Consider the following 25,309-nt stretch of genomic DNA (forward strand, 5'->3'; position numbering starts at 1 on the left):
TTTGTTATTCCCCTTCCGTTAGTCCAATGCGGTCAAAAATAAAGTCAACATTTTTTAGATGATACGTGTAATCAAAGCAATCATCTATTTCTTTTTGTGTCAGCGTTTTGCTGATTTGTTCATCCTGCTCGACTAACTGTTTAAAATGGGTTTCTGTCTCCCATGCCTGCATGGCTTTAGGCTGTACGATGTCATAAGCAGCTTCCCTTGCCATGCCTTTATCGATAAGCTTCAGTAATACACGCTGAGAGAAAATGACACCGTGTGTTTTATCGATATTGCGTTTCATGTTTTCCGGGAATACCGTTAAGTTTTTCACGATGTTTCCAAAACGGTTCAGCATATAATTCAGCGCAATGGTCGCATCTGGTAAAATGACACGCTCAGCTGAAGAATGCGAAATATCACGTTCATGCCATAAGGAAACATTCTCATAAGATGTCATCATATATCCACGAATAACACGCGCCATTCCCGTCATGTTTTCCGAACCAATCGGATTACGCTTATGAGGCATTGCAGAAGATCCTTTTTGGCCTTTTGCAAATCGTTCCTCTACCTCCCGCGTTTCCGTTTTTTGCAATCCGCGAATTTCTGTAGCAAATTTTTCGATGGACGTTGCAATTAACGCAAGCGTGGAAAAGTATGCCGCATGACGATCACGCTGCAGGGTTTGTGTGGAAACCGGTGCAGGTGAAATACCAAGCTTGTCACATACATATTTTTCAACAAATGGATCAATATTCGCATAGGTTCCGACTGCTCCTGATAATTTTCCGAACTCAATGTTTTTTGCAGCCAGCTCAAAACGCTCCAGATTACGCTTCATTTCCTCATACCAGAGAGCAAGCTTCAAGCCAAATGTCGTCGGTTCTGCATGGACCCCATGTGTACGTCCCATCATAACGGTATGCTTATGCTCTATTGCTTTGTTTCTCAAAATTTCGATGAAGTTGTGCAAGTCTTTACGAATGATTTCATTTGCTTGTTTAATCAAGTAAGAAAGTGCGGTGTCGACAACATCTGTAGAAGTCAGGCCATAATGCACCCATTTTCTTTCTTCCCCCAATGTTTCTGATACAGCACGAGTAAAGGCAACCACATCATGGCGTGTTTCCTGTTCAATCTCATAAATACGGTTGATATCAAAGGATGCATTTTCACGAAGTGCTCTGACATCTTCTTTTGGGATAACGCCTAGCTCACTCCATGCTTCACATGCCAGGATTTCCACCTCAAGCCATGCTTTGAATTTATTTTCTTCCGTCCAAATGGAACCCATTTCCTCTCTGGTGTAGCGTTCGATCATCGTTTTGCCTCCTCGAATTTTTCAATCTGTGCTAATAGTTGATCTTCCGTATCTGCTATAAATGTAATATGCCCCATTTTCCGTTTCACTTTTGCTTCATCTTTTCCGTACAAATGAACAAATCCTTCATTTGTATACTGAATTGCTGTTAGGACCGATTCAATGTCTTCCCCTAAAATATTAATCATTACTGCTGGCTTGAATTGTCTAATCTGCATGAGTGGCAGTCCGCAAATAGCCCGGATATGCTGGCCAAACTGGGAAATGTTGCACGACTCAATCGTATAATGTCCGGAATTATGTGGTCTTGGTGCCATTTCATTGAGATAGATATCCTCATCTTTCACAAACATTTCAATTGCAAACGTACCGACGATATTCATTTTCTCAGCTAGTACGTGCGCAGCTCCGTATGCTTTTATTTGAATATCGGAATTCACATGTGCCGGTGCTGTTGTTTGATAGAGAATATGATCACGGTGTTTGTTTTCCGCGAGTGGAAAATAAGCAATTTCTCCGGACTTTGATCTTGTAAATACAACAGAAATCTCTTTATCAAAGGAAATCCATTCTTCCAGGATGCAATGTCCATGTTTATCGGCAAATTGCTTCGCTTCTTCCACATCTGCTTCTGAATTTAGTTTTAACTGTCCTTTCCCGTCATATCCTCCTCGACAGGTTTTTATAACAGCTGGGAAATTAAATGTCTTTAAAGCCTCCTCACACTCTTTTGCATTTGTAACAATGGCAAATTTGGATGTAGGCAATTCCAATTCTTTGATTAATGTTTTTTCCTTTTCCCGGTTTTGTGTAATTTCCAGGGCATAGGCACCTTGTGGAAGTTTCCCCTGTGCTTCAATATAAGCGGCCGCATCAAGATCGACATTTTCAAATTCGTAAGTGATGACATCACTTATTTCCGTTAATTGCTTAATGGCATCCATATCGTCATAAGCTGCTGTGATTTGTGTATCAGCGACTTGAGCGGTAGGACAATTTGGAGTTGGATCAAGTACTGCAATCTTATAGCCCATGTATCTGGCAGCAATAGCCATCATTCTACCTAATTGGCCACCGCCAATAATACCAATCGTCTGTGCTGGAATGATTGTTCTACTTGTTTGCAAGGTCATCCCTCATTTCTGCTACTTTATCCTGCATTTCTTTTCGATAGTTTTGTAGATTTGACGCAATCTTTTCATCAAATGCTCCGATGATTTGTGCTGCAAGTATTCCTGCATTGGTTGCACCGGCTTTGCCAATCGCAACGGTTGCAGTTGGAACCCCTCCAGGCATTTGGACAATGGATAGAAGGGAATCCAATCCATTCAATGCCTTACTTTGAACAGGAACCCCAATGACGGGCAAAGTAGTTTGCGATGCTACCATACCGGGCAAATGAGCCGCACCTCCTGCACCAGCAATGATCACTTTTAACCCGCGATCTCGTGCAGATTTTGCATAATCAAACATGTTATCCGGTGTACGATGTGCGGAAATTACATCCTTTTCATACGGAATTTCCAACTGCTGAAGCACGCTACACGTATGCTGCATCGTTTCCCAATCCGAGATACTCCCCATAATGACACCAACTTGAGCCATGAAATCCCTCTTTCTATTTAAAGTAATTTAAAAGTCCATTTAAAACTAAAAAAGTCTATTCGTCTCCCTCGTCATGAGGAAAGATGAACAGACTTTAGCTGTTTTATAGACAGCAAAACAAACCATTGTTCTGCTGCAACGATTCATCTTCCCTCATAGTCCAGCATTTACGGTGCCGGGTAGAAACTTCTGGGCCATATTCCCAGAGATATATGAGGTGTTTTTCGTATCATTTTGACGTGTTAAGCATATCAATTTGCGGAGCTATTGTCAACAAAATATCGAACGATTTGATGTTATTTTTATTTAATGTTCGGATTTCGGTGTTGTTAACTCGGATTCATCCCTTCTTTAGGGTAGCTGTTTCTTTTTTCTTATACTCATACCTCTAAGATTGTACAGGGATGAATCTGAATCTTTCCTGGATGTTTTCGGTCCTCGCAGTTGATATAAAATACACTTAACTTTAGATGATATCGGCGCTTGATCTACCGCTCCGAAAATAAAATACGCGCACCTCAGGGCAACTGGTGATCCCTGTGTTGTCGCATGAGTTCAGTGAAAAAGTAACGTAGAGGGAATCTACCTGACCGAATGAGACCTGGAATCAGTCAAAAGGTAACGTAGAGGGGTCTACGTTATCTAATGAACTCGAAATTTAATCATAAGGGCACGTAGAGGGGGGCTACGTTACCCAATGAAATCGGAATTCAGTCAAAAGGGCACGTAGATTGGGGCTACGTTACCTATTGAACTCGAATTTCAATCATAAGGGCACGTAGATTAGGTCTACGTTACCCAATGAAATCGGAATTCAGTCAAAAGGGCCCGTAGATTGGGGCTACGGTACCCAATGGACCCGAAATTCAGTCAAAAGGGCCCGTAGATTGGGGCTACGGTACCCAATGGACCCGAAATTCAGTCAAAAGGGCCCGTAGATTGGGGCTACGGTACCCAATGGACCCGAAATTCAGTCAAAAGGGCCCGTAGATTGGGGCTACGGTACCCAATGGACCCGAAATTCAGTCAAAAGGGCACGTAGATTGGGGCTACGTTACCCAATGGACCCGAAATTCAGTCAAAAGGGCACGTAGATTGGGGCTACGTTACCCAATGAACTCGAAATTCAATCATAAGGGCACGCAGAGGGGGGCTACGTTACCCAATGAAGTCGGAATTCAGTCAAAAGGGCACGTAGATTGGGTCTACGTTACCCAATAAGACCCGGAACCAGTCAAAAGGTAACGTAGAGGGGTCTACGTCCAGATGAGCCCGAAATTCAATCAAAGAGTCTCCATGTATTTCCTTGGCTGCTACAACAGCTTTACATCACACGCAGAAAAAGTGGTTTTCTCCCGAGGAGGCTGAAGCATTGCCATAAGTTGCGTGATTGCCCCTAGCAGAATTGGGTCGGAGCAGCACCTTACGTCGGAGTTTATAGATTTAGCGACAAAAACATAATCTTTTAGAATACAACCTAAAAGTAAAAAAGCCCATTCGTTTGGATAAGTTCAATCCAGGGTATAAAAATTAAAACTACTCAAATAAGGGGTGAAAAACATGACAGCAGAGAAGATAGGCTTTGCGTTATTATATCTTGGATTGTTTTTGTTGATCGGAAAATGGGTTCGTGTACGTGTAAAATGGCTGCAAAATTTATTTTTGCCGTCCTCTGTCATCGGCGGATTTATTGCACTACTGTTGGGACCACAAGTACTGGGCAGGATGCTTGAGCCAATTACAGGTAAACAGTCATTTTGGGCTACAGGTCTTTTGGCACCTGACATATTGGAAGTATGGGATGCCATTCCGGGTTTAATGATCAATGTAGTCTTTGCGACTTTATTTTTAGGAACGGTATTACCAAGCTTGTCCAAAGTATGGGATATTGGAGGGCCTCAGCTCGCCTTTGGTTGGACAATTGGATGGGGACAATATGTTGTTGGTATACTGCTGACACTGCTCGTATTAACGCCCGTCTTTGGAATACCACCGATGTTTGGTGCGCTTATTGAAGTAGCCTTTGAAGGTGGTCACGGTACGGCAGCAGGTCTCCAAGGGACATTTGAGGAAATCGGCATCCCTGAAGCTTACGATTTCGCTATCGGACTGGCGACTGTTGGTATTTTATCAGGGGTCATTATCGGAATTATTATTATTAACTGGGGAATTCGCAGGCAGAAGACAGAGGTCATTAAAAATGTACAAAAATTTTCTTCTTTAAGAAAAGCAGGCATTATCGAATTTGAAAACAGAGAGCCTGCAGCAAAAATGACTGTTCGCCCTGAATCCATCGAGCCACTTTCCCTGCATTTTTCGGTTATTGGTGCAGCAATTTTGGTCGGGTACGTCTTGCAACAAATTCTTATTTGGATGGAAGCCTCTATCTTTAGTTCGGACTTCATGACATATGTACCTTTATTCCCGTTGGCAATGATTGGTGGAATCCTCGTTCAGTTATTTTTCAAGAAAATCGATAACACGGAAATTCTTGATCGTAAAATGGTTAGTCGTATCCAAGGCTTTGCCCTTGATATGTTAATTTTAACAGCTATCGCAACGGTTTCGCTTGATGTGATTGGGGAAAACATCCTTCCATTCTTATTGCTTGCAGTGGTTGGTATTTTGTGGAATGTGTTCGGCTTCTTCATTCTTGCACCACGAATGATTCCCACCTATTGGCTGGAAAGGGGTATTGGTGATTTTGGCCAGTCGATGGGAATAACAGCAACAGGGCTGTTGTTAATGCGTGTTGCAGATCCGAAAGCCGAATCTCCAGCATTTGAAGGTTTCGGTTACAAGCAATTAGTGTTTGAGCCATTTTTAGGCGGAGGACTTGTAACAGCACTATCTGTTCCAATTATTTTCCAATTCGGTCCGATACCATTTCTTATTTTCTCCGTAGTAATGTGTGTATTGGGTTTATTTGTTGGGTTATTTCATTTCGGTAAAAAGAAATGATAAATAGGAAGCTATACATGGAAAAAGAGTAGGTCCGCTTTAAAACCGGCCTACTCTTTTTTTGTTGTTTTTGTTTGGGCATCTGCTACAACATCTGTACCTTGCTCTTTCGGACTTTTCTTCGGATTAAACAGTCTTCCTTTTCGTACTTGCTTCACCCAAAATCCGCCATGTATCCGTTTTGGTTCATAAGAAATAATAAATGCCTTAGGATCGATTTCCTTAATCACTTCATAAAGACGGAGCTCATACTTTCTAGGTGTTAAAATTTGCATCGATAATCGATCTCCATCCATTCCATAGGAGGACCAGCTCGTTACACCATATCCTTTTTCCCTTAGCTTCCTCGTAAACTTAATATCGGGATTAGATGAAACAACATTTACGGTTATATATCCCAATGCCAGTCTCTCTTCAATCATCGCTCCAACAATTAAACCAGAACCAAAGCCTAGAGCATAGGCAATCAAGTTCTGTATTTCATTTAAATTATCCAGAACCAATCCTAAACCGACAATGTATACAACAATTTCAAACATACTGACAAAGGAGGCAATATATGTGCGTCCCTTTAATGTCAGTATCATACGAATAGTCATTAAGGATACATAAACAACATTTACAATAAAAATGATTGTCACCATTACTAACGCATTACTGAGCAAGATTTACCCTCCTAGATTGAGTCATTGTTCTACATATTTGTAATCATTTTTTCTAATCTTAAAGAAGACGAATTCCCGAATGGTGGTTCCAGCAAAATTAACCCTTCCAATATTTCCCCATGTTCTAGGCACCTTCCCTACACACTAGGCATAGGCTATAACAAAAATGGATAACTTGAGGTGATTTCTTTGGATCCATTCAAACAAATGACTGATTGGAAAAAGAATATGGATCATTTTTTCGGTGAAAACTTCTGGAACGAATTTGAAGGGATTATGAAACCTAATATTCCCCAAATTAATATGTATCAAACGGACAATGAGATTTTATGCATCGTCAACATGCCTGGTTTAAAAAATTTAAACCAAATCGATATCTATGTCAACTATACTACATTGGAACTCAGGGGTAATATTAATTTGGAACATGCACATGGAACAGTCATCAAGGAGGAAATTCTACAAGGTGTTTTTGACCGAAAAATTGACCTCCCATTCCCAGTTCGTGCCGATAAAATGGACGCAACATACAAAAATGGTCTTGTATTCATCCAGTTGCATCGATTAATTTCCGAAACAAGCAATCTTAATAAGGTAGATATTAAGTTACTGGAGGACGAATAATTTTTGCATAGAGGCCTGTTGTATCCTACAGGTCTCGTGTATTTTTTTAGGGAACACTATGACTAAAACCCACGCACCCTCTTTCTCAACGCTCGCCTCCACTGCACTCCCAGCAACTTACATTCATAAAGCTCATCTGTCATTCTTAAATCATATTTATTCACATACATGATTTCATTACAGGCAGCGATAGTCCATTGAGTATACGGCCGTTCCAATAATTCCAGATCCGTTCCTTCCTGGATATCCCCTTCTTGTAAAACACGAAAATACCATCCAGTCCGCATACTATTTCTTAGCTGCCTAGTACTGGCTTTTCCAGGCTGGGAAACTTGAATAACGGCATCTCCCACTTGAAATGTGTCTCCAATACAAACACTGAATTCATCCATTTCCAAAATGGCAAAATTTTCCCCCATTGCTCCAATATTGATGGTGCCCGAATTTTGTTCTTCCCAATAAGTATAATGCTTAATCGGATAAGCAAAAACCGCTCGATCCTTTATATCGTCTGCGGAAAAACCGGTCTTGCTCAACCATATTTTCCCCTGCACTTGTTCTTTTCCGCTAAATATTTTATGTACATATGGTTCATCCATTATTTCACCTGCTTTAAAGATGTGATATATTTATTCTACTAGAAAAATAGATATTTTTTAACATAAACCGTAATGGAGTGAATTCAATTGGCAAATTTTAAAAAAGCAACTTTTGCAGGCGGCTGTTTCTGGTGTATGGTTAAACCATTTGATCAATGGGACGGTGTCAAAAGTGTCATCTCAGGTTACACTGGTGGACATGTCGAAAATCCAACATATAAAGAAGTTAAAACTGGGACAACCGGACATTACGAGGCGGTTGAAATCACTTATGACCGTTCTATCATTAGCTATGATACAATCATTGACCTATACTGGAAACAAATTGACCCAACCGATGATGGTGGACAATTCCATGATCGCGGAGACCAATATCGCACGGCTATTTTTTATCATGATGAAGAACAAAAGGCACTTGCGGAAAAATCTAAACAAACGCTTGATCAGAGTGGTAGATTTACAAAGCCAATTGTCACAGAGATACTTCCTGCCGTGACTTTCTACCCTGCAGAAGACTATCATCAGGATTTTTATAAAAAAAGCGAACAAGAATACAAGGAAGATCGAGAAAAATCCGGCCGGGATGAGTTTATCGAAACCGTTTGGAATGATTAATTCTTTTCTTTCCTGTGTTTGATATAAAATGCACCATACCTTAAAATGACGTTGAACTTAATTTACAACTATGGAAATACAATACGCACACATTATAGGCCGGCTGGTGAGCCTTCTTGCGCTGCCTCGTCTTTCCGGGGCTCACCGATGCCTCTTTTCCCGCATGAGTCTCCGTGTATTTCCTTCGCTAGTTTGTGCATGTATCTTCCCAACATGGATAAGGCAAATCAAGTGTATCTTCAACCCGTGTTTTTTTTCACCCCACTGATTGTTAGGTAAACAAGGAGTTTACTGGCTGTCCGGGGCGGAAATCAACACCGCAACATACGTCGGTTTTTATAGATTTTATGTCAAACAGTTGTTTTACTAGGTGGTTTACTGGGCATCTTTTTCTGTTATTATATGACCCCTTCCATGACTCGGTTGATTAGCTCCTTTACCGTCTGATGTTTTGCCAGTCGCGGACTTTGCCCAGACCAAAGCGACATATATTCCTGTTGATTCTGTAATGCTGCAGCTTTTCGAATTCGGTTCGTTAAATGATTCTGAACAGGAAATTCTGGCAAACTCGATTCATGCTCCTTCATATGCTTCATAAAAGAGTTATTTAGGCCTCGAGCTGTCTTCCCTGAAAAGGCGCGAGTGAGTGTCATCTCGTCTTCTGAAGCTTGAAGAATGGCTTGTTTATGCAGTGGATGTGCGCCACTTTCTGTACAAGTCAAAAATGCTGTTCCCATTTGGACTGCCTTTGCTCCAAGAAACACAGAAGCCATTAATCCTCTCCCGTCCATGATCCCACCCGCAGCGATTACAGGAATATTTACTGCATCCGCTACTTGCGGTATCAGTGACATGGTTCCTATCAATCCTTCCTCTGTCGTGTTCATAAAATTCCCGCGGTGCCCGCCTGCTTCGCTGCCTTGCGCTACAATGACGTCCATGCCTCGGTTTTCAATCTCCTGAGCCTCTTTAACCGTCGTAGCTGTCCCCACTACAATAATCCCGTGCTGTTTTAACTCATGAATTATTTCCTGTGAGGGAACTCCAAAAGTAAAGGAACATATTGGAATTTTTTCTTCGATGATGATGTTAAGCTGTTCCTCATAGGTTTGAAAGGCTATTTTCTGGTCGGGAAGCTCTGATGAATTATTTTCATCTATAGATAATTCATTGCGAATGGGCTTTAATAACTGTTCAGCTGTCATCACTTTTTCGTCTGATACTTGAAATTGATTTGGAACAAAAAGATTGACACCAAAAGGTCGATCCGTTAATTGTTTTACTTCTTTGATTAACGTTCGTAAATTTTTCGGACTCATATATCCTGCACCAATCATTCCCAAAGCCCCATTATTGGAAACCGCAGACACTAATTCTTTAGTTGTCACTCCTCCAGCCATTGGCGCTTGAATAATTGGATACTGAATATTAAAAAGCTCCGTGATTTTATTTTGAAGCATGCTTCCACCTCATTCTGTGAATATTAGTTTATATACAATATTCTCCAGAACTAGTGGAATTCCTTTTATATTCCAGCTTTACTTGCCTCAATAAATCCCTGATAAATTTTCTGGGAAGCTTCGTCATTCATGGCTTCTGGATGCCACTGCACACCAAGCGCATACGTATGTTCTTTGCTTTCTACTGCTTCGATTACACCATCATTTGCTAAACCGCTTATTTGAAAACCATCCCCTACTCTACGGTTTGATTGATGATGATAACTGTTTACTTTTATTTTTTCCTGGCCTGTTAAGCGATGGAGCAAGGAATTTTCCAGGACGTTCACAAAATGAGAGCCGTGTTCCCTTGGTGCTTTTTGTGAATGCTGGAGCAATTCTCCATCCATTTGCGCATAAATATCCTGATACATATCTCCGCCTACTGCGATGTTTAATGTTTGACTGCCCCTGCAGACACCGAGAATGGGTTTATCTAATGCTAGCATTTTTTTCATTAGTTCAATTTCAAAGTGATCCCGTTCCGGAATGATTGTACCTAACTGTGGGTGAGGTTCCTCCCCAAATAAGGTCGGATCAATATCAAATCCTCCTGTCGCATACAAACCATCCATTTGGTTGGCTATTTGATTCAGGTCCTCTTCTTCCAATAAATAAGGCAGCATCACCGGCATTCCCCCTGCTTGAACAATTGCTTTAATATTCCTGTTGGTTACTGCATAATGTGTCTTATCGGTTTCCATGGAAGAGGTAATTCCAATGATAGGTTTCATTTAAAATCCTCCTTTTTATTGAAAAAATTAATTATAGTCTAATGTCTTTTAATCTTTATGTCTACCAACGATAAAACAATCTTCATTATGAGAATTACAAAACGAAAAATAAGTGATATAGTTTTTAGTAACGAAAACATTCATACAAGCGTAGTCAGGAGAGGAATTTTTTGTCAAAAAATGAATCGGTTATACCTTTAAAAACCCTATTATTCAGTTTTCATGCGTCCAATACCGTTATCATTAGTTTTTTGCCATTATATTTACAGTATAAGGAGCTCAATGAAACAGAAATTGGATGGGTACTTGCGATCGGACCGCTTGCATCCATGCTCGCTCAGCCTTTTTGGGGATATATGAGCGATAAATACAAAACAGTAAAATGGACATTAATTATTTGTATCATCGGTCTGATCATTGGAGGTACATTATTTTTCCAAATGAACACGTTAATAACCATTATTTTAATGGGGGCCGTCTTTTATTTCTTTACGACTCCAATTGGTGCACTTGGCGATAGCTTGGCACAGCGCCGTGCAGATGATTTACATATCGCCTTTGGAACGATTCGTACGTGGGGATCGATTGGGTTTGCGATTTCTTCTTTGGTAGTTGGAAGAGTTCTTGATGTGATCGGTATTCAATATATGATTTTCCCTTACCTTTTCTTCGGTGTAATGGCATTACTTGCTACTATTCCACTAAAAGATGTAGAAGTAGAGTCAGACCCCGTCAGTTTAAAGGACGTGAATAAGCTCTTTAAAAATAAACCATTTGTAATCTTTTTAAGTGTTGTTGTGTTGATTACCATCAGCCACCGAACAAATGACAGCTATATGGCCCTTTACATCACAGAGCTTGGTGGCAGTGAAGGGTTGGTTGGTCTTGCCTGGTTTGTCGGCGTCCTTATGGAAGCAATTGTCTTCGCTTTTGCACGGTTTTGGTTCAGAAAGTTCCATTCCATGGTGTTTATCATTGCTGCGGGGATTCTATATTCTATCCGCTGGTTCCTTTATGCGGTCGTTGATGATCCAATGTACATTATCGCCTTGCAATTTCTGCACGGATTAACCTTTGGTGTATTTTACACAGCAGCATTTGAATATGTGACTAGACTCATTCCGAAGCTCCTGCAATCTACTGGACACCTTGTATTCTTCGCCGTGTTCTTTGGATTATCCGGAATTATCGGATCCCTTGCAGGCGGGGCCATCATGGATAACTTCGGAGGAAACTTCCTGTACTTCATCATGGGATGCCTGGCCACAGCAGGAACCATACTGCTCATTGCCTATCACGCACTCCCATTCGGAAAAGAAAAATAGAAACGGTGCCGTTATGGTGCCTGTCACTTCCCGGAATTTGTCGAATGATAAGAAAAGCGCAAGCGCCCGTTTAGCGACGTACGGACTGCGCCTGGCCATGCCAGGTGGTTCGGTGTTGCCGCGCAAAGCGGCGGGTTTAACCGAACAGTCCCTGTAGGAGATAAAGGAAACGCGACGAACGGAGGGAGTCGATGTTGACTTATCGTACGGAGGTGAGGGAAGTCCGCTAGTCGCTGGGCGATGGAGCTAGACATCAAAGCGCAAATTTATACTTTTTTTATCTGATAAGAAAAGGCTGAGGCCCTTTAACATACGGGGCTCCAGCCTTTTCTTTCGCTTTCTATTTCTTATTAATTATGAACCGTCTAGTTTAAGAAAATAAAGTACAAAATAAAGATAACAAACAATCCGTACATAATTGGATTAATTTCTTTTGCACGGCCTTTTACAATCATTGTGATTGGATAGAAGATAAATCCAATGGCAATACCAGTGGCAATACTATAAGTGATTGGCATCATCAATACCGTAAAGAATGCTGGTACAGCAATTTCAAATTTATCCCATTCGACATTCTTCAATTGGTTTGCCATCAAAACACCGACGATGATTAATGCTGGTGCAGTCACTTCTGTAGTGACGATGCCTAGTAATGGTGAAAAGAACAATGCTAAAAGGAAAAATCCTGCTGCTACCACAGCGGTAAATCCTGTACGTCCACCGACACCAACACCGGCAGTGGATTCAACATAAGAAGTAGTAGTTGACGTACCTACTGTTGCACCAACAACCGTTGCGGCAGAATCAGAGAACAATGCTTTACCTGCTCGAGGCAATTTATTATCCTTCACTAAACCAGCCTGTGACGCAACTGCCATTAATGTTCCAGCCGTATCAAAGAAGTCAACAAATAAGAAAGTTAAAATAACAACGAGCATCTCGATGGTAAAGATATCACCAAAATGCAGAAATGCTTGTCCAAATGTCGGTGCAATACTTGGAACCGAACCTACGATGTCACCAAGACCTGTTGGAACCGGAACTAAGCCAAAGAACATACCCACAATCGCAGTAGTAATCATTCCATAGAAAATTCCAGCTCTAATTCCTTTTGTTAAAAGGATAACCGAAACGACAAGTCCAAAAATAGTTAATAATACAGACGGTGACATCACATCACCAAGGGCAAGAAATGTAGCCTCATCCGCAACGACAATTCCCGCATTGGTTAAACCGATGAAAGCAATAAATAAACCAATACCCGCACCAACTGCCATCTTTAAATTGGATGGGATGGCATTAATAATTTTTTCGCGAATTCCAGTTAACGTTAAGATAATAAAGATAATACCAGAAGCTAAAACACCAGCTAGTGCCGACTCCCAAGGAATTCCGTAACCTAAAACAACCGTATAAGCAAAGAATGCATTCAGTCCCATCCCTGGCGCAAGAACAACTGGATATTTAGCAACCAGCCCCATAATTAGGGAACCGACTGCAGCAGCAAGTGCAGTTGCGACAAACACTGCTCCCTGATCCATCCCCGCATCACCAAGCACCGCTGGGTTGACAAATAATATATAGGCCATCGCCAAGAATGTAGTTAAACCGGCTGTAAATTCTGTTTTGTAGCTGGTACCCAATTCCTCAAACTGAAAATACTTTTTCATTCCTTTTCCTCCTTAAAATAGATAAAAACAAAGCTCTTCCATAGTTTTTGTCGCTTTTCCATAAAACTGTCTTTCAAAACGCAACTAAAATTAAAGGGGGTGCACGATTTAGTGACATATGATTTCTACATCTTTGTCATGTAAAAATAATTCCCATATGCTAAAATTTATGATTTCCTAAAAACATTAAAAAACTCGGGATTTGCCTCTTTTTTACAAAATTTCATATATTTATACTAACGCAACAAAAAACACCCATGGAAATCCCAAGAGTGCTACGGCAGAAAAAGCAATGATTAAATAACCTGTTTCATTACTATATCTCTGCGTAGTCAGACTATTTACGGCAGTCTGGTAGAAACTCTGGGCCATATCCCCGAAATTATACGCATTTCTATTAAAATTACATTACTATATTACTAACCGCATCAACCTTTGTCAATAAAAGTCGAATATTTTATAAAAAATTAACATTTTTGTTCGTATTTAATCAAAAAAACAGCAAGAACAAAAAGTTCCCACTGTTTTTTTCCGTCCATTACAGACCCAAATTTACTCCCACTCAATCGTTGCAGGTGGCTTACTCGTTACATCATACACAACGCGATTAATATGCGCTACTTCATTTACGATACGAGTTGAAATTTTCTCCAGTACATCCCAAGGAATACGTGCCCAGTCTGATGTCATACCGTCAATCGATGTTACCGCACGAATTCCAATTGTATAATCATACGTTCTTGCATCTCCCATAACTCCCACACTTTTAATGTTAGGAAGCACGGTAAAGTATTGCCAGATATCGCGATCTAATCCAGCGGCAGCAATTTCCTCACGGAGGATGGCATCGGATTCGCGGACAATTTCCAGTTTTTCTTCCGTTATTTCACCTAATACACGAATCGCAAGTCCCGGCCCTGGGAATGGTTGCCGCCAAACAATATAATCCGGAATTCCCAACTGTGACCCAAGCTCTCGTACTTCATCTTTAAATAACGTATTTAATGGTTCAATTAATTCAAATTGCATATCTTCCGGCAATCCGCCAACATTGTGATGTGACTTAATCGTTTGAGCAGTATCTGTACCACTTTCAATCACATCCGTGTAGAGGGTTCCCTGTGCTAGATAATCAATATCTTTTAGCTTATCCGCTTCATCATCAAAGACATAGATGAATTCATTACCGATAATTTTACGTTTTTTCTCTGGGTCATCGACACCTTTAAGTTTAGAAAGGAAACGGTCTTTAGCATCCACTTTAATGACATTCATATGGAAATCTTCGGCAAAAACTTTCATCACATCATCTGCTTCGTTTTTACGAAGCAAACCGTGGTCAACGAAGATACATGTTAGCTGATCACCAATTGCTTTATGAATAAGTGCAGCAACAACCGATGAATCCACCCCACCACTAAGGGCACATAATACTTTTTTATTACCAACTTTAGCCTGAATGTTTGCAACTTCCTGCTCAATAAAGTTTTCGATACTCCAGTTTCCAGCACTTCCACATACATCAAATACGAAATGTTTTAGCACATCATTTCCATACTCGGAATGGCGAACTTCAGGATGGAACTGTACACCGTATAATTTTTCCGCCTGATGACTCATGGCAGCTATTGGTGTTGAATGGCTTGTTGCATCAACCTGGAATCCTTCAGGGGCAACCGTCACTTTATCCCCATGGCTCATCCATACCGTTTGCTTGTCCGGTGTATCTTTAAAAAGAATTGGCTGATCATTTAAATCAATCAGCGCTTTCCCGTATTCACGGTTTTTCGCCTTTTCAACTTTACCATCATAGTGAAGCGCCATTAATTGCATTCCATAGCAAATTCCTAAAATCGGTATATCTAAATCAAATAGTTTCTCATCTGTGCGGAAACTATTTTCATCATATACACTATGAGGTCCACCTGAAAGAATAATTCCTTTAGGATTCATTTCCTTAATTTCTTCAGCCGTTAATTTATGGGAGTGCAATTCACTATACACCCCAAATTCCCTAATACGGCGAGTTATTAATTGATTGTATTGGCTGCCAAAGTCCAATACAAGAATCATTTCATCATTACCCATGTTTGTACGCTCCTATCTATTCCTTTAATGGTCTATCCTTAAAAATAGTTTCCCAATCTATCTATCCTTTATAAGAGGTTGTTCTAAAAAGTCCAGTAAAAATAACATCAAGATAGAGGAGCTTCGACTAAATACTAACAAGTCTTAAGTCGAACGTCGAGGTCCCACCTCCGTGGAAGCCCGGAACTAAAGGAGCTCACGCCACCTCGAACTTCTCGGTCCTTTTTACCATCTTATTCGAACACACACTTATAGAAACTGAAAAAACTTGAACTCCTGCTTTTTATAGTAAAAAAACTACAAAAAGGCAGAAATCCAAGTTTTCGTGTAAACCGTTAGATTTTCTGCCTTCATAGTCAGGGCATTTACGGTGCCCCGGTAGAGACTTTCGAACCATATTATCGAGGATATACGAAAGGCATTTATTTTTATTGTGTCTTCATTATTTCTATATTCTACTAACCAACGTGCACGAGGTCAACCCATTATACGATTAATTAAATTTTTCCATAATTGCGTGAGTTCCACTACATGCTGATTAGATAATTCGTTTTTGTACAGGACACGCTCATAATAGTTTGTAAGCTGTCCCATTTCTTTTGATCCATAGCTGGAATCAATCTGATCCGCATATTCTCTTAATGTCTGATCAGGTGCTTTTTCATACCCTTTATCGTTTAATACTTTCATTAAATAATGATAGGCATCTTGAAATGTTTCCGTATCCTGTGTTTTAGCCAATCTCGCAGATACGACCTTCGTTTGCCAGCGATATCTCGTTTTATATATGAAGAATGCAAGCACCGCTAATACGGCAAGTCCAATGATTCCAAACCACCAATTGCTTCCACCAGATTCCGTATTGCCTGAAGTTGGACTAAATGCCGTTTCCGCTTCTTCCTCTTCTAATTCCTCTTGTTCCTCTTCTTCCTGTTCTTGAATATCTTCCGGCGCTTCCAGTACATCATCCTCTGTTTGATTATCGCTTTGAGTTTCACCTAAATGAAAATCAGTAGGGTTAGAAAATCCTTGTGTCGGTTCAAATGGAACCCACCCTGATCCAGGAAAATATACTTCAACCCATGAATGGGCATTTGCATTGGTAACCTGGTACACATCTGGTTCTTCCCCAACATTGTTTTCAATTAGCTCTCCACTGGTAAAGCCTTTTGCCCATCTTGTCGGAATATCCAATGAACGAAGCATTACAACCATGGCAGAGGAAAAGTTATCACAATAACCGACCTGCGACTCAAATAAAAATTGATCTACATAATCCTGATTACCTTGAGGAACGGGGACATCTGTCGTCTGATATTCAAATCCATTACTGCTGAAGTATCTTTCAATCGCTTTTGCCTTATCATAGCGACTATCCTCATCTGCGGTAATTTCTTCTGCCAATTCTCCGACTCGATCCGGCAAGGAGGAAGGAAGCTGTGTGTACCGGTCCGTTATGTCTGCCGGATCTTCCTCAGAGCTATTTCTCAGCTGATTAATTGCAAAGGACGGGTTGTCATACTCGACCTGGTACACGGCCATCTCAGGTGTCGTGTTAAATTCAGTTTGTACCGCTTCAGAGTTTGGATCCAGTGAAAAGCTCGTTTCTATCCCCGTTAACTCTTCTGCTTGAGTAGCACCATATGGATACATTAACTTTCCAATTGATGGATTATGCAGCTCGATAAGCCCTGTTAGACTTTCTGAGGCTACCTCGTCTGAGAACATTTCCAGCCCAATCATTCCATTTTCCAGTTCTTCATATTCTGGTTCAGATGACAGTTCCCATCCTTTTCCAGTATATAAATCTTTCGTTTCTACTCGCCAATAATGCGAATCATGGACATTCGCAGTAAAGACAGGCGTATAATCCTGAACAAATGATCCACCAAGTCTGGAATCATCCTCCCCATAGCCTACTTTCTGTGTGGCAGCCCCTGTACCACCAGCCCCCTCTGCAGCACTGTGTATAAACGGAACAGGATCAGGCCATTGCGGTTCCACTTTTGGTACGGCAAAACCAACCAATGTAGAAAAAATAACGATGGCAATAAGTGGTGTAAGCCAGGCCGATGTTTTCTTCATCCACGCTAACCGGATTTGTTCATGATCCAATTCTTTTAGCAAATTGGAAATGGCTAAAGCAATCAGCGAGATGACAAAAGACCGAACGACTGAGATTCCTGCATCATAAGCAGTAAACGTATCCAATATCGTCAAATAAACAAAGGTTAACAAAACAAACAGAAAAATTCGTTTCATCTGTACAAACCAGTAATGGAGTAAATAACTCATTAACCATATTAATATTAAAAACAGAAAGCTGCGAAATAATGGAGTGAGATAATACAATTCCTGTGAAATAAGTGCTTGTATATTAAAGGAGAATTCCATTAGCAATTGTTCCAGCCAAAGGATACTGAGTAGCGGCTGGTCAAAAAATAGTCCATGAAGGAGGAAGACGAGACCAAACCCCTTTAATAAATAGGATATCCACCACTTTAATTGCAGCATCGAGATAATAAAGCAAAAAACCGCATAAAGAATAAATGCCGTTATACTCGTTGTATCTGTAATATCTTCCAGCGGATACAGCCATTCCAGAAACAGAAAGAAACTGCAAACATAAAGCACAGAGGTGTATAGTATCGTTGATTTGTTTTTCGTTGCTCGATTCACTGCACATTCACCTCAATCGGTTTTTTCACTAATTGTTCTTCCGTAATCATTTGTACGCCTATTCCTTGTATCCTGAACTGTCCAATTATCTTCTGTTGTATTTCCGTAATAAATAAAGAAGATTGAATAAACAAAACTACCATCCGATTCATCCGCTTATTTAGTTGTTCAATCGTTTGTTTAAATGTTTCATCCATCTGTGTGGTAATCACAAATACCATTTCCCCACTACCCATTTGCATCATTTGTTCTTTCAACTGCAAAGAAAAAGAGCGTTTTCCCTGTGCCTCTAATTGGGACAGATGATTAACAATCATACTTTTCGCCGCTGAATCCTGATGCATTGGGAAATAAGCTTTCTCCTCCTCTCCACCAATGGTCAGCAATCCAACTTCTGTATCCTTTTTCTGGATGGTTTCCATTAAGGCCAATGTTAGCTCGATGGACGCTTCATATGCCAGCGGATTAAGTGCCGGGTAATGACAACTGTCTAATACGATTAAAATATTCGTGCTTTTTTCCTGTTCGAATTCCTTGGTCATGACCGTGTTTTTCCTCGCTGTTTGCTTCCAGTCAATCCAGGAAAAGCGATCGCCAGGCTCATATTCACGAACTCCTGCCGCAACGTTTGTATTGGTTACACGATTCGTTGCAGAGGCTACCGTTCCTTGCTCAAAATTACTGATTTGATTGTTCATGCGTACGGCCAGCTGACCCGGATTGGCAATCAGTCCGTCCTCAACAGGAAATACGTGCTCTTTTTTCACAAATCCGAAGATATCTCCAGTTTTCACACGAATTTCTTTTAATGTATGCTGCCCCCTTGGTACATGGGCAATCGAATAGTCCAGCTGAATATTCCGCTTAAACCATGGAAATACGGCTTTCTTCACTTTCCGCTGTACCATTAATTTGTTAGGCTGTTCCATATAAAAATACTTCTGTTGCCCGTTTTCCACCTTGTTAAGAGAAATAGGTAGCACTTCTTCAAAGACACAGTAATAAATAGGAAAGGGAACTTTTCGTTCTATATTAATTGAAATCGATACCGAATCACCAGCGCGAATGACCTGACGCGATAATTGTCTGGTGACGTCCCAGTTATTTATTGGATAAAGGAGAAAACCTAAGTGATAGATTAAAATTGGGAAAAAGCCGGCAAATAAAAACCAGCTGACAAACCCACCCTGAAACATGGCATAGGAAAACAATATCGCAATTAAAGCAATGATAAATATTAAATTCCCAAAAAACTTCAGTGATTTCTTCATCCACTAAAAGTCCTTTCGAATCGGAATATGCGTTGTTTTCACAATATTCGCAATGACATCTTCACTCGTCATTCCCTCATATTTCGCTTCAGAAGTGAGGATAATTCGATGTCCCATCACATAGGGAGCCAGCAGTTTTACATCATCAGGTAAAACGTAGTCCCTTTCATAAATATAGGCATAGGCCTTGGCCGCTTTCATTAATGCAATAGCTCCCCTTGGGCTTACTCCCAGATATGTTGCAAAATCTTCTCTTGTTTTTGTTACAAGATTAATAATGTATTGCTGGATATTTCTATCAATATAAACCTCTCTGACTTCCTGCTGTATTGCTACTAGTTCATCCCTTGTCATGACCGCTTCTATTTCTTCAATTGGATGATTGGTTGATGTTCGTTCCAGAATCTCTAATTCTTCCATAAACGTCGGATAACCCATTTTCAGTTTTAAAATAAAACGGTCTAACTGTGCTTCCGGTAATGGGTACGTTCCTTCATACTCAATTGGATTTTGGGTTGCCATAACAAAGAAGGGCTTTTTCAGAGGTATAGATTGTCCATCTACGGTAACATTTTTCTCCTCCATTGCTTCAAGGAGTGATGATTGTGTCTTGGGAGAAGTACGGTTGATTTCGTCCGCAAGAATAATATTTCCTAAAATCGGACCAGCGCGAAACTCAAACTCTAATTCTTTGGGATTATATATAGAAATGCCTGTAACATCTGATGGAAGTAAATCTGGGGTGAATTGAATTCTTCTAAAATCACAATCTAGTGACTTAGCCAATGCCCGAACGAGCATCGTCTTCCCAACCCCTGGTACATCTTCCAACAGGACATGTCCTTCGGCGAGTAATGCTACTAAACTAAGTGTTGCGACATCCTCTTTTCCGATCATTACTTTATTAATATTGGCCAGCACTTTTTCGATCTTTTCGTTATATACGGTTGTATCCTGCATGTATTCCTTCGCCCCTCTCATCTACTTCACTTCATTCTAAAACTAAAGCCATATATTATAACTATACAAGAAAAAACATTCAAGTAAAAGTAGAATTTTTGCTAGAAAACCTGCGACTACTTGTCCGCCAGTGAATGTGACACTTTTCCTGAAATGTTGTTCCTTTATGAGGTTGGAATAATGCCTCGCTGGAATTTTTTACTTTTTCTGAAATTAGTATACACACTATATGAAGTTTTTAAACTAGTATGCGGGATTTCGTTTGTTTTTAGTCTGGTGGATGAGGTGTTGTTGATTTTAAAGAAAGGTAAGGAAAATTACTACTTGCTCTTCTTGGGTAATTTATTAATAATAGCAGGATACTTTATTTTCTAAAAAGGAAGCAAGTTAACCTTCTACTTGCTTCCTTTTTTAGAAAGATAAGAAAGTATAAATTTGCGCTTTGATGTCTAGCTCCATCGCCCAGCGACTAGCGGACTTCCCTCACCTCCGTACGATAAAGAAGACTTGCCGATTGGTGAAACCAGAGGCTTAGTCGCACTTATACCCTTGCGGTGAAAGTCAACATCGACTCAAGTTTAGGAAGGCCGACTAAAGGCGGGCTAGCGCTCAGGCGGCGGCATACCCCTATGAAGGGGCATGTTTCCTTTTCGCTCTTCAAGCATAAGATTCACTAAGATTTTTACATTCGTAAAAATCAAGATCATCTAATCTCCTACGGGGACTGTTCGGCTAAAACCGCCGCTTAGCGCGGCAACACCGAACCACCTGGCGTGGCCAGGCGCAGTCCGTATGTCGCTAAACGGGCTCTTGCGCTTTTCTTTAGAAAACTTTATTGCATGTTTGCAGTTGATATGAAATGCGATATAAAGTGCACGTTGATTTCTGCTGCGGGTAGTCACGCACCTTAGGGTAACGCTTCAGCCCTCTTCGAAGAAATCCACTTCCTTGAACATAAGATAAGAATCCTTTACAACATTCATTGATATAAAATCGGTGCTCCTGGTCCTAGTGGTAAACCAAGTAGCATCCATACGACCAGCAAAAAGCTCCATCCAATAAGGAAGAACATAGAATATGGTACCATCGTTGAAACCAGTGTACCAATTCCCATTTTCTTATCATATTTCTGTGCAAAAGCAATAATAATCGCAAAGTATGTCATTAATGGAGATATGATATTCGTGGTTGAATCGGCAATGCGATAAGCCATTTGTGTTAGCTCTGGTGAATAGCCAAGCTGCATCATGATTGGCACAAAGACCGGTGCCATCATGGCCCATTTTGCAGATGCACTTCCGATAAATAGGTTAATAAATGCGGTGATTAAAATAAACATTAAAATTAAAGGAATCCCTGTCAGGTTAATGCTATCTAAAAACTCCGCTCCATATACACCGAGTACTAGACCCATATTGGATTCATTAAAGTAAGCAACGAACTGTCCTGCAGTAAATGCAAGGACAATAAACATGCCCATTGACGCCATCGTATCGGACATTTGTGCTGCCACGTCTTTATCACTGCGAATGGATTTCGTCACCAACCCATAAACGAGTCCCGGAATGAAAAATAGAATCGCAATGATTGGTACGAGCGAGCCCATAAAAGGAGATTGAATAATTTGATCCACCCAGTTTCCTTCTGTACCTCTAAGTGGTGCATTTTCCGGTAAGATGAGCAAGGATACTAGAATTAAAGAAACAAGAACAGATACACCCGCCCAAAGTATTCCTTTCTTCTCTATAGAAGTTAAGATTTCCAGTTTCTCACGATATTCACCTTTATACTCGCCCAAACGAGGTTCAACAATGCGCTCCGTAACCCACGCACCGATAAAGGTAAGAATAAACGTTGAAACAATAATAAAGTAATAGTTCATCGCAATACTTATTGTCCCTGCATATTCAGGATCAATAATGGCAGCACCTGCAATGGTAAGCTCACCAAGCATTGCATCTGTACCAGATAAGAACAAGTTCGCACTAAATCCGGCTGATACACCAGCAAATGCAGCAGCAAGACCTGCTAACGGATGTCTCCCAAGCGCTGCAAAGATTAACGCACCAAGTGGTGGAAGTACGACATACCCAGCATCTGATCCCACACTGGACATAACACCGGCAAATACTAATCCTAAGGTAATAAAGCGATTTGGTACAGATAGTACAAATCCTCTAAGCAAAGCACTAATCAGGCCAGTACGTTCTGCAACCCCAATACCAAGCATGGTCAAGAGCACAACGCCTAAAGGCGCGAAACCGATGAAGTTATCTGTCATGCTTGTAAAAATATATTGGATCCCTTCTGCACTTAATAGATTATTAATCTCAACCATTTCCCCTTTATCTCCGGGGTGCTCAACACTAATTCCCAATGGCTGTAAGAGTGCGGAAAGAAACAAAACACCAAATGCTAGAATCGCAAACAATGTTACCGGATGCGGCAGTTTATTCCCTACTGTTTCAATTCCGTCCAAGGAACGCTGGAACAAACCTCTTCTATTTTTACTCATAGTTACTCCCTTTCTTTTTCGTTTTAATATTCCGAATATAATTAAAGCATTTGACCAGTTATTATTATAAACCTCATTACCTATCGTTGAAAACCCACACAAAAGTAGTAGGAATTGCAACATATTTCTTGAGGTTCCCGTTATTACAAAGAGTTATACTCTTGTCGTTTTGACCCTTCGTTGAATTACTATTCTTGTTAGGAAAGCAATATTACTTAAAAGTGGATTTAGTTTGTTTTCCTTGAACACACGAATGAGTAGTTTGCAACCGATTTTGAGGATTGCACGATTAATTTGGTTTAGTGGTCGCTCGGTTTGGAGGGAGGCTCGTTCGTTTCGTATGCTATATCTCCTCCAGCGTTTTAGATAAAGTGAATCTTCAATCAGTGGGGGGGTTTTTCCATCCCCCACTGATTGTTAGCACTAAAGGATGACCTAAAGGCCTCTGAACGAATCAGGAATTTACTAGCTGTTGGTCCCCTACTTATAATTCCTTAGGCATCTCGAATTCTTGAAGCGGGGGTCTTACAGCCAGTTAATCACGTGATAAATTTAATCTAACGGAAATTTTCTCCAGTGAAAATAGGCCCCCCATTCATTAGGGGTGCCGCTAACTCTGCTTATTTCCGGATCTACTTAAAATACGGATTTCCTTGCATTCCAACCCACAAGTCTGACTGTTCCAGCTGATAAGCAAGTTTCAGCAACCGATGTTCCTCGCCTTTTTGGGCCATTACTTGGACCCCTAGAGGTAGTCCTTCCTCGGAAACATATACAGGTACAGACATTGCTGGCTGCCCAGTAAGATTAGCCAGTTGTGTGAACGGAGTATAGGTAAGGCTAGGTAAGAACATATCATAAATAATCTGTTGCTGCTGATCCACTGTAACTGCCGAGGCCATTTCCTCCAGCAATTTCTCTCTGGAGGCTTGACTATGTGTTAGCTCTCCAACTTTTGGTGCTGTATATGCCGTTGCTGGAGTAATGTGAAAATCATATACCCGGTGGAAATTCGCCATTCTTTCTGCCGCAACATCCCACGATGAAAGGCTGTCCGTATATGCTGCTGCGGTCACTGATTTTCCTGCATGTTGTAGAAGCCATGATTCGATTTCCACATCATCCAAATTAATGGCTCGTCCTAATGCACGCTCTAAGCCAATGATCGTAGCATTCATTTCTCCGCTGTTCATTAAATAGTAATCTTTCATGAGTTGAATGCCATCAACGGGGCTATCCACTTCTTCCACGTGATGTCCCTGGGTTTCCAGCCACTTCACTGTATTCTTCACAGCCATTACAGCCTCCTCAGAAACGGGAGTTCCAACAGGGGATTTTACACTAAAAGCTACACGTACTGAACGATCAAAATCCTTGGTCATCTCCTCTTTATAGCTCCCTGGAAACAAAGGCGTTTGAAATGCCGCTTCTGGCTGAACAACCTGAAGCAGATCCAGCATCGCCGCACTGTCTCTCACACTTCTGCTCAGGACAAAATTAATCGATGCCCCTTGCCACTGTCTTCCGAATCCAGGGCCAACAGATGTACGACCTCTCGTTGGTTTTAATCCAAATAGCCCTGTAAATGATGCCGGAATTCGAATCGATCCCCCACCATCACTGGCACCTGCAAGCGGAATCACACCTGAAGCGCTTGCTGCTGCCGCCCCACCACTGGATCCACCGGGTGAATATGCTGTATTCCATGGATTTCTCGTTGGACCATAAAGTTCCGGCTCTGTGATATTTTTCAGACCAAATTCCGGTGCATTCGTATGTCCCAAAAAATGAAAGCCGGCATCGCGAAACCTCTTTACAAAATAAGAATCATGTTTCGACTGATTTCCCACAAGTAGCTTGGAACCAGAAGTCATTGGTTCCCCTTCCACATTTTGGGATATATTCTTCAATAAAAGAGGCACACCATTAAATGGAGCATCTTCCATAAAAATTCGTTCTGCTTCCTCCAGTGCTTTTTCCTTTCGTGTATTTGTCACCACATTTAAAGTCGGCTGAACCTTTTCCAATTGTTCAAATGCAGCTTTCACCAATTCCTTAGGAGTTACTTCTTTCCTTTTAATTAAATTTGCCATCTCAGTAGCATCTAATGTTACATACGTTTCGATGTCCATATCTACACCTCATTAAAAGCCTTTTATTACGTAAATTCACTATACATAACTATTTAAA

Annotated in this window: 18 protein-coding genes and 3 riboswitches; of the genes, 4 read left to right on the forward strand and 14 right to left on the reverse strand. The window is 40.8% G+C overall.

What is annotated here, in order from left to right; translation table 11 throughout:
• Positions 1-4: 4 nt before the first annotated feature.
• Genes purB through purE form a run of 3 tightly spaced genes read right to left on the reverse strand, consistent with a single transcriptional unit; the run spans position 5 to position 2,914 of the window.
• Positions 5-1,309, reverse strand: coding sequence for an adenylosuccinate lyase (gene purB, locus GMJ66_RS14410; protein ID WP_156291020.1), 1,305 nt, complete (start codon positions 1,307-1,309; stop codon positions 5-7).
• Complete coding sequence (gene purK, locus GMJ66_RS14415; protein ID WP_156291021.1) at positions 1,306-2,436, reverse strand: 5-(carboxyamino)imidazole ribonucleotide synthase; 1,131 nt, start codon at positions 2,434-2,436, stop codon at positions 1,306-1,308. The genes purB and purK overlap by 4 nt, the downstream gene beginning before the upstream one ends.
• Positions 2,423-2,914, reverse strand: a complete 492-nt coding sequence (purE, locus tag GMJ66_RS14420; RefSeq protein WP_156291022.1) for a 5-(carboxyamino)imidazole ribonucleotide mutase — start codon at positions 2,912-2,914, stop codon at positions 2,423-2,425. Before purE ends, purK begins: the two co-directional genes overlap by 14 nt.
• Before the next feature lie 136 nt (positions 2,915-3,050).
• A riboswitch (purine riboswitch) is annotated at positions 3,051-3,150 on the reverse strand.
• A gap of 1,324 nt (positions 3,151-4,474) precedes the next feature.
• Here purE and GMJ66_RS14425 point away from each other — a divergent pair.
• Positions 4,475-5,875, forward strand: coding sequence for a sodium/glutamate symporter (locus GMJ66_RS14425; protein WP_156291023.1), 1,401 nt, complete (start codon positions 4,475-4,477; stop codon positions 5,873-5,875).
• Between the two features lie 50 nt (positions 5,876-5,925).
• On the opposite strand, the gene GMJ66_RS14430 is transcribed toward GMJ66_RS14425, so the two are convergent.
• Positions 5,926-6,540, reverse strand: a complete 615-nt coding sequence (locus GMJ66_RS14430) for a DUF2179 domain-containing protein (protein WP_156291024.1) — start codon at positions 6,538-6,540, stop codon at positions 5,926-5,928.
• Between the two features lie 180 nt (positions 6,541-6,720).
• Here GMJ66_RS14430 and GMJ66_RS14435 point away from each other — a divergent pair, with 180 nt between their 5' ends.
• Positions 6,721-7,164: an Hsp20/alpha crystallin family protein gene (locus GMJ66_RS14435; RefSeq protein ID WP_331279687.1), complete on the forward strand. Its 444-nt coding sequence runs from the start codon at positions 6,721-6,723 to the stop codon at positions 7,162-7,164.
• 62 nt (positions 7,165-7,226) lie between these two features.
• Here GMJ66_RS14435 and GMJ66_RS14440 read toward each other — a convergent pair whose 3' ends face one another.
• Positions 7,227-7,763: an MOSC domain-containing protein gene (locus GMJ66_RS14440; RefSeq protein ID WP_156291026.1), complete on the reverse strand. Its 537-nt coding sequence runs from the start codon at positions 7,761-7,763 to the stop codon at positions 7,227-7,229.
• Between the two features lie 87 nt (positions 7,764-7,850).
• Here GMJ66_RS14440 and msrA point away from each other — a divergent pair, with 87 nt between their 5' ends.
• The gene (gene msrA / locus GMJ66_RS14445; RefSeq protein WP_156291027.1) at positions 7,851-8,378 is read left to right on the forward strand and encodes a peptide-methionine (S)-S-oxide reductase MsrA; all 528 of its coding nucleotides are present in this window, start codon (positions 7,851-7,853) and stop codon (positions 8,376-8,378) included.
• Between the two features lie 398 nt (positions 8,379-8,776).
• On the opposite strand, the gene GMJ66_RS14450 is transcribed toward msrA, so the two are convergent.
• Complete coding sequence (locus GMJ66_RS14450; RefSeq protein WP_156291028.1) at positions 8,777-9,838, reverse strand: NAD(P)H-dependent flavin oxidoreductase; 1,062 nt, start codon at positions 9,836-9,838, stop codon at positions 8,777-8,779.
• Positions 9,839-9,903: 65 nt separating this feature from the next.
• On the reverse strand, positions 9,904-10,611 hold the full coding sequence (locus tag GMJ66_RS14455) for a gamma-glutamyl-gamma-aminobutyrate hydrolase family protein (RefSeq protein ID WP_156291029.1): 708 nt from the start codon (positions 10,609-10,611) through the stop codon (positions 9,904-9,906).
• 170 nt (positions 10,612-10,781) lie between these two features.
• Here GMJ66_RS14455 and GMJ66_RS14460 point away from each other — a divergent pair, with 170 nt between their 5' ends.
• Positions 10,782-11,936 (forward strand): MFS transporter, encoded by a 1,155-nt coding sequence (locus tag GMJ66_RS14460; RefSeq protein WP_156291030.1) that lies wholly within the window; start codon positions 10,782-10,784, stop codon positions 11,934-11,936.
• A gap of 365 nt (positions 11,937-12,301) precedes the next feature.
• Here GMJ66_RS14460 and GMJ66_RS14465 read toward each other — a convergent pair whose 3' ends face one another.
• The 7 genes from GMJ66_RS14465 to GMJ66_RS14495 all read right to left on the reverse strand — a co-directional run bounded on the left by GMJ66_RS14465 (position 12,302) and on the right by GMJ66_RS14495 (position 25,251).
• Entirely contained in the window at positions 12,302-13,606 is a 1,305-nt protein-coding gene (locus GMJ66_RS14465) for an NCS2 family permease (RefSeq protein WP_156291031.1), read from the reverse strand.
• 309 nt (positions 13,607-13,915) lie between these two features.
• A riboswitch (purine riboswitch) is annotated at positions 13,916-14,016 on the reverse strand.
• 142 nt (positions 14,017-14,158) lie between these two features.
• Positions 14,159-15,694 carry a glutamine-hydrolyzing GMP synthase gene (gene guaA / locus GMJ66_RS14470; protein ID WP_156291032.1) on the reverse strand — a complete coding sequence of 512 codons (1,536 nt, stop codon included), beginning with the start codon at positions 15,692-15,694 and terminating at the stop codon, positions 14,159-14,161.
• A 333-nt stretch (positions 15,695-16,027) separates the two neighbouring features.
• Positions 16,028-16,129, reverse strand: a riboswitch (purine riboswitch).
• 42 nt (positions 16,130-16,171) lie between these two features.
• Positions 16,172-18,373 (reverse strand): transglutaminase domain-containing protein, encoded by a 2,202-nt coding sequence (locus tag GMJ66_RS14475; protein WP_156291033.1) that lies wholly within the window; start codon positions 18,371-18,373, stop codon positions 16,172-16,174.
• The gene (locus tag GMJ66_RS14480) at positions 18,370-19,644 is read right to left on the reverse strand and encodes a DUF58 domain-containing protein (protein ID WP_156291034.1); all 1,275 of its coding nucleotides are present in this window, start codon (positions 19,642-19,644) and stop codon (positions 18,370-18,372) included. Before GMJ66_RS14480 ends, GMJ66_RS14475 begins: the two co-directional genes overlap by 4 nt.
• A 3-nt stretch (positions 19,645-19,647) precedes the next feature.
• Positions 19,648-20,604, reverse strand: a complete 957-nt coding sequence (locus GMJ66_RS14485) for an AAA family ATPase (protein ID WP_156291035.1) — start codon at positions 20,602-20,604, stop codon at positions 19,648-19,650.
• Between the two features lie 979 nt (positions 20,605-21,583).
• Positions 21,584-23,119, reverse strand: coding sequence for an AbgT family transporter (locus tag GMJ66_RS14490; protein WP_156291036.1), 1,536 nt, complete (start codon positions 23,117-23,119; stop codon positions 21,584-21,586).
• 632 nt (positions 23,120-23,751) lie between these two features.
• Positions 23,752-25,251, reverse strand: coding sequence for an amidase (locus tag GMJ66_RS14495; RefSeq protein WP_156291037.1), 1,500 nt, complete (start codon positions 25,249-25,251; stop codon positions 23,752-23,754).
• Positions 25,252-25,309: the final 58 nt, after the last annotated feature.

Source organism: Oceanobacillus salinisoli (genome assembly GCF_009733865.1).
Classification (GTDB): domain Bacteria; phylum Bacillota; class Bacilli; order Bacillales; family Amphibacillaceae; genus Oceanobacillus; species Oceanobacillus salinisoli.

Coding starts and splice junctions, on each gene's coding strand:
- GMJ66_RS14480 (WP_156291034.1), bottom strand. CDS start 19,644: ATGAAGAAATCACTGAAGTTTTTTGGGAATTTAATATTTATCATTGCT.
- GMJ66_RS14425 (WP_156291023.1), top strand. CDS start 4,475: ATGACAGCAGAGAAGATAGGCTTTGCGTTATTATATCTTGGATTGTTT.
- purB (WP_156291020.1), bottom strand. CDS start 1,309: ATGATCGAACGCTACACCAGAGAGGAAATGGGTTCCATTTGGACGGAA.
- GMJ66_RS14465 (WP_156291031.1), bottom strand. CDS start 13,606: ATGAAAAAGTATTTTCAGTTTGAGGAATTGGGTACCAGCTACAAAACA.
- GMJ66_RS14490 (WP_156291036.1), bottom strand. CDS start 23,119: ATGAGTAAAAATAGAAGAGGTTTGTTCCAGCGTTCCTTGGACGGAATT.
- purE (WP_156291022.1), bottom strand. CDS start 2,914: ATGGCTCAAGTTGGTGTCATTATGGGGAGTATCTCGGATTGGGAAACG.
- GMJ66_RS14485 (WP_156291035.1), bottom strand. CDS start 20,604: ATGCAGGATACAACCGTATATAACGAAAAGATCGAAAAAGTGCTGGCC.
- GMJ66_RS14495 (WP_156291037.1), bottom strand. CDS start 25,251: ATGGACATCGAAACGTATGTAACATTAGATGCTACTGAGATGGCAAAT.
- GMJ66_RS14455 (WP_156291029.1), bottom strand. CDS start 10,611: ATGAAACCTATCATTGGAATTACCTCTTCCATGGAAACCGATAAGACA.
- guaA (WP_156291032.1), bottom strand. CDS start 15,694: ATGGGTAATGATGAAATGATTCTTGTATTGGACTTTGGCAGCCAATAC.
- GMJ66_RS14450 (WP_156291028.1), bottom strand. CDS start 9,838: ATGCTTCAAAATAAAATCACGGAGCTTTTTAATATTCAGTATCCAATT.
- GMJ66_RS14440 (WP_156291026.1), bottom strand. CDS start 7,763: ATGGATGAACCATATGTACATAAAATATTTAGCGGAAAAGAACAAGTG.